4 protein-coding genes are annotated in these 4,141 nt (G+C 63.9%); 1 reads left to right on the plus strand and 3 read right to left on the minus strand.

Annotation, left to right across the window (positions count from 1 at the left end; all coding sequences use genetic code 11):
- Positions 1 to 721, plus strand: a 721-nt coding sequence (locus EOD07_RS24995; protein WP_127237325.1) for a (2Fe-2S)-binding protein, incomplete at its 5' end; no start/stop codon positions are given.
- Positions 722 to 782: 61 nt separating this feature from the next.
- On the opposite strand, the gene EOD07_RS25000 is transcribed toward EOD07_RS24995, so the two are convergent.
- The 3 genes from EOD07_RS25000 to EOD07_RS25010 all read right to left on the minus strand — a co-directional run bounded on the left by EOD07_RS25000 (position 783) and on the right by EOD07_RS25010 (position 3,581).
- Positions 783 to 1,949: a hypothetical protein gene (locus tag EOD07_RS25000; RefSeq protein WP_127237326.1), complete on the minus strand. Its 1,167-nt coding sequence runs from the start codon at positions 1,947 to 1,949 to the stop codon at positions 783 to 785.
- Positions 1,950 to 2,040: 91 nt separating this feature from the next.
- Positions 2,041 to 2,463, minus strand: coding sequence for a DUF995 domain-containing protein (locus EOD07_RS25005; RefSeq protein WP_245470459.1), 423 nt, complete (start codon positions 2,461 to 2,463; stop codon positions 2,041 to 2,043).
- Positions 2,464 to 2,669: 206 nt separating this feature from the next.
- Positions 2,670 to 3,581: a glycoside hydrolase family 26 protein gene (locus EOD07_RS25010; RefSeq protein ID WP_127237327.1), complete on the minus strand. Its 912-nt coding sequence runs from the start codon at positions 3,579 to 3,581 to the stop codon at positions 2,670 to 2,672.
- Positions 3,582 to 4,141: the final 560 nt, after the last annotated feature.

Consider the following 4,141-nt stretch of genomic DNA (forward strand, 5'->3'; position numbering starts at 1 on the left):
GCATTACCGGGTCCGGCGCTATGCCGCGATCGAGCGCGACAGCGTCGTCTTCATCTCGTCCGGCACGCCGCGGGGCGAGCCTTACCTGCACTGCATGCAGGGCAAGGACATCATCGTGCGGCGGGTGCGCTCGTCGACCCAGTCGACGGTGATCGACGCGGCGGAAAACATCCTCGACGCCACCCATACCCATTTCACCCACAAGGGCCTGCTGCGCGGCCTCACCTCCAAGCGCCATCTGGTGCGGGTCGAGGTGACGGGAGGCGAGGGCTGGGTCGAGGCGAGCTATACCGGCGAGGACCGCCAGCAGGGCCTGATCAGCCGGCTGCTGGAAGGCGAGCGCGCAAGGACCATCGGCCGTTTCCGGCACCCCGGCATCGCCGAGCTCGAATATTGGGGCAAGGACGGGCTGGTCTTGGCCACCACCTTCCATCTGCGCCAGGCCGACGAGCGCACCGTCGAGGGCGTCGGCTGGCTGATCGGCCGGCGCCAGGGCCTGCTCGGCGAACTGAAGGCGCTGGCCTTCAAGCCATTGTTCAATGTCGCTCTTGAGCAGGACCGCCGAGTGCTGAAGTCTGCGAGTGACAACGCCCGTTTCGCGCCGCAGGCCGTGCCGGTGATCGGGCCGTTGGATTTCCTGCGCCGCGACATCGCCGCGATCATGGAAGGGAAATTGCCGGCGGCGGCGAGCGAACCGAAGGTGCATGAAATCGAGCTGTGATTGTTTGCTGCTGAAGAAGGATAGGTCGCGTTCCGGCACGCCCCCCTCTGGCCTGCCGGCGTCAACGGCAATCTGCAGGCCCGTTCCACTCGATATCCCGCGTCGACGCTGCCTGCAGGCTGATCCGCTCACGCCACGCCATCCCGGCGATCTCCGCCAGCGCCGGCCATTGCGCCCTTAACGGGGCTGAATCGCCCGGCCAATCGAGCAGTTCCTCGCCCTCGCGCATCGCTTGGCGAAAGCGGGCGAACCCGCCCGAACGCAGCGCCGCCGGCAGGCCGTAAATCCACATCGCGAGCCGCACCGTTTGCGGCGCGGTGACGTCCGGCCTGATTTCCTGGCCGTCGCCGAGCAGGGCATCTGCGAAGCGCGCCGGATCGCGGAAGAAATGCAGGCCGCTCACCGCGCGCGGGTTGCATTCGAGCGGCAGCACGCGGCCATCCGGCTCGCGCATCAGGTCGAAGGAGATCTGCCCGGTCCACGCGGTGCCGGCGACGATGCGCTCGACCAGATCGCGCGCGGTGTCGTCCTCGACCCGCTCGAAGAAGATGCCGGCGCCCTTGCCGGCGCGATAGGGCGAGCGGTAGAGCGCCAGCGCCTTCAGCCTGCCGTCCCGCGCCACCGCATAGGCGCTGATCTCCTCGCCCTCGACAAAACGCTGCGCCACCCAGGGCATGGCGGGTGAGGGTGTGATCGTATCGAGGAAATCGGGCGTCGGACGCAGCAGAACGTGGTTGGCAAAGCGCGACCAGACCGGCTTGAAGACGAGCGTGCGCGAGCCAGCACGCACCGCCTCCAGATCGTCGCGGGAATTGAGAAGCGTGGTTTCCGGTACCGCCAGGCCGAGCCGTTCAGCCAGCCGGATGAAGCTGTGCTTGTCGTGGACCTCGGCCAGCAATCCGATATCGGGGGCGAACAATCGCGCCGGCATCGTCCTGTTGCGCCAGGCAAGCGCAAGGTGAAAGACTTCCTCGCAGGTCGGGATGACGAGGCTGATGCCCTCGGTCCGGATCAACGCCTCCACCGCCTCGCAGTAGGCCTGCGGCTCGAAGCGCGGCGGCGGCAATCGATGATAGCGCGCGCAGGCCCTGCTCGCCGCCGCGATCGGCCGCGCCGGCGTGTCGGCCAGGATCACCCTATGGCCCGCGCCATGGAGAAGGCGCGCCAGATGCAGCGCCACCGGAGCGCGCGCCCCCGTGATCAGGATGGTTCCGTCAGCCCCCGGCATTCGGTCACGCGGTCGTTTCAGCCGCGATGACCGTTGCGCGAAATCGCCATGCTTGGCAATCGCGCTACTGCACGTCGAGATGCGTCCGCGACTACAGCTTCGCCTTGAAGCGTTTCACCTTCCTGCTGGCGTAGTCACCATTGCGCAGGTCCGATTTGCCGTGGCGATTCCGGAACTCATACCAGGTACCGCTCGGAGATTCGCGCTGGTAGATCACCTTGCCAGCCTGGCGATGCTCGAAGCAGCTCAAGGATGTCTTGGCGCCCCACGAGCCGTGCCATGTTGCCCGGAAACACAGTTTGCCGTGGCCAGGCATGAACCAGAGACCCTCGCCATAGCTCTTGCCCCCCTTGGTGGACCACGCTGTAAACTGCCGCTTCTGCACCGCAAAATACGCAGCGCCGTGGTTGCCCCAGCGCCATGAGCGGTTCTTGTAGAGCTGATAGACGCCTTCGTCGGAAACGACGTCGGCCTTCGCCGCCTTGGCGTCGATCCTGTTCGCTGCCTTGGCCATTGCGGCACCCTGCGGGCCGACAACAAAAACGGAGCAGACAAGCGCCGCTCCGAGAAACTTCCCCACTGCACTTTTCACGATTTTACTCCGCCCACTGATTTACGCATACGCTTTACCACCCGCCAAGCCAGCCCGGCGGCAATCACACTTTAACACTTTTAGCCGGAGCCCGTCCCGGTCTGGCCGGGACGAACGTGGTCGCGCCGTTACGGCAGGACGTGCTGGGTTACCCGCCAGTCGGGCAGCCCATAGCCGCCCAGCCACGGCCAGACTTCCTTCTGGTTGAAGTAGACGACCGAGGTCAGGGCCGGAAACTCGGCATAGGACTTGCGCGAGTCCTCAGCCCATTTCGACACGTAGTCTTGCTTTCCGACATAGCCCAACTCGGCAACGACGACCGGCTTGTTGAATTTCGCGACACGCTCATAGCCTGGTTTCAGCGTCTCTTCGAAGGTCCGGTCGCGGCCGACTTCGTCATTGTCCTTCTTCTGCAAGCCGAACACCGAGAGGCCGATCACATCGACATAGTTGTCTCCGGGATAGTATTTCTCCAGGCCTTCGACGCCCTTGGGCGACCACATGTATTTTGCCGCCGGCGCGGCCTTGCGGCACACGTCCACCTCGCGCTTGTAGGCGGCGATCCAGTCCTTCGGCGCCCAGTTGGCCCAGGTGAAGCGGCCGTTCTTGTCTTCCATCTCTTGCGCCCAGCGAATGGTGACCGGGCTCTTCATTTGCCCGACAAGGCTGCAGATCGCCTGCATGTTGGCGTCGTATTTGCCGCTCAATATGCCGTCGCGCAGTTCGGGCGGCGTGATGCGCCAGTCCTTCGACCATGTCCAAGGCTCGATGGTGATCAGCAGCGAACGGCCGCGTTGCTGCGCATAGGCGTCCGCGAGCGGCAGCGTCGACAGGTCGACGTCTTCCCAAGGCAGGAACAGTTCCTCGATGGTGGCCGACTTGTCGTTGCTGAAATCGCCGTAAGGATCGTAGGAGCCGAACGCCGACGCGGCCGAGCTCGTCTTGATCGGATCCGTTCCCGTCTGCGAACCCGCCGACGCTGGCAAGGCCACGCCGATGATAAGCGCCGACACAAGCGCGGTTGCTGTGGAGAGTTTCATACCCGCCTCCCATGGGCTTCAGTGTCCCGCCGGACCTTGAAGCTTGCCACGACGTGCCGACCGGCACGCAAACCCAAATATCGGCCGCTGAGGTGAAGATGCGGGTTTTCAGAGCGACTGGGACTGGCGCGCTTCACGCTCTGCCGTCCACTATTGTTGTCTCCGTCGGCCTTATACATAGGCCTTGAGACGAGGTCGCCGCGATACTCACAAATTCGCGTCAACGTTACGATATTAACCCTTTCTCATATAAGAGCCTATGCTCGACGAGAGTCAAGCGCAATTAACCGTTACTTAACCTTATCGCCACCGGCACGGTTAACCGGAAGGATGAGTCGCGCCGGCTCCGATCAGGGAAGCGCCTAAGACAAGCCGGCGTTGCGGCCGCGCCCCGGAAGATGCAGGGCGCGAAGGCCGTGGCTTGGTTAACCAGTTCCCAACAAGCTTGGTTAACGAAAGCCTAATTTTGTTGACTCTGCATTAGCCAAAGCTGATTCTGCAGTGGGATGAGTGCGTTCGACCGGCTTAGCCGGGCGGGCAGGGCGTGGGTAGTATGGGCG

Source organism: Mesorhizobium sp. M2C.T.Ca.TU.002.02.1.1, from assembly GCF_003997225.1.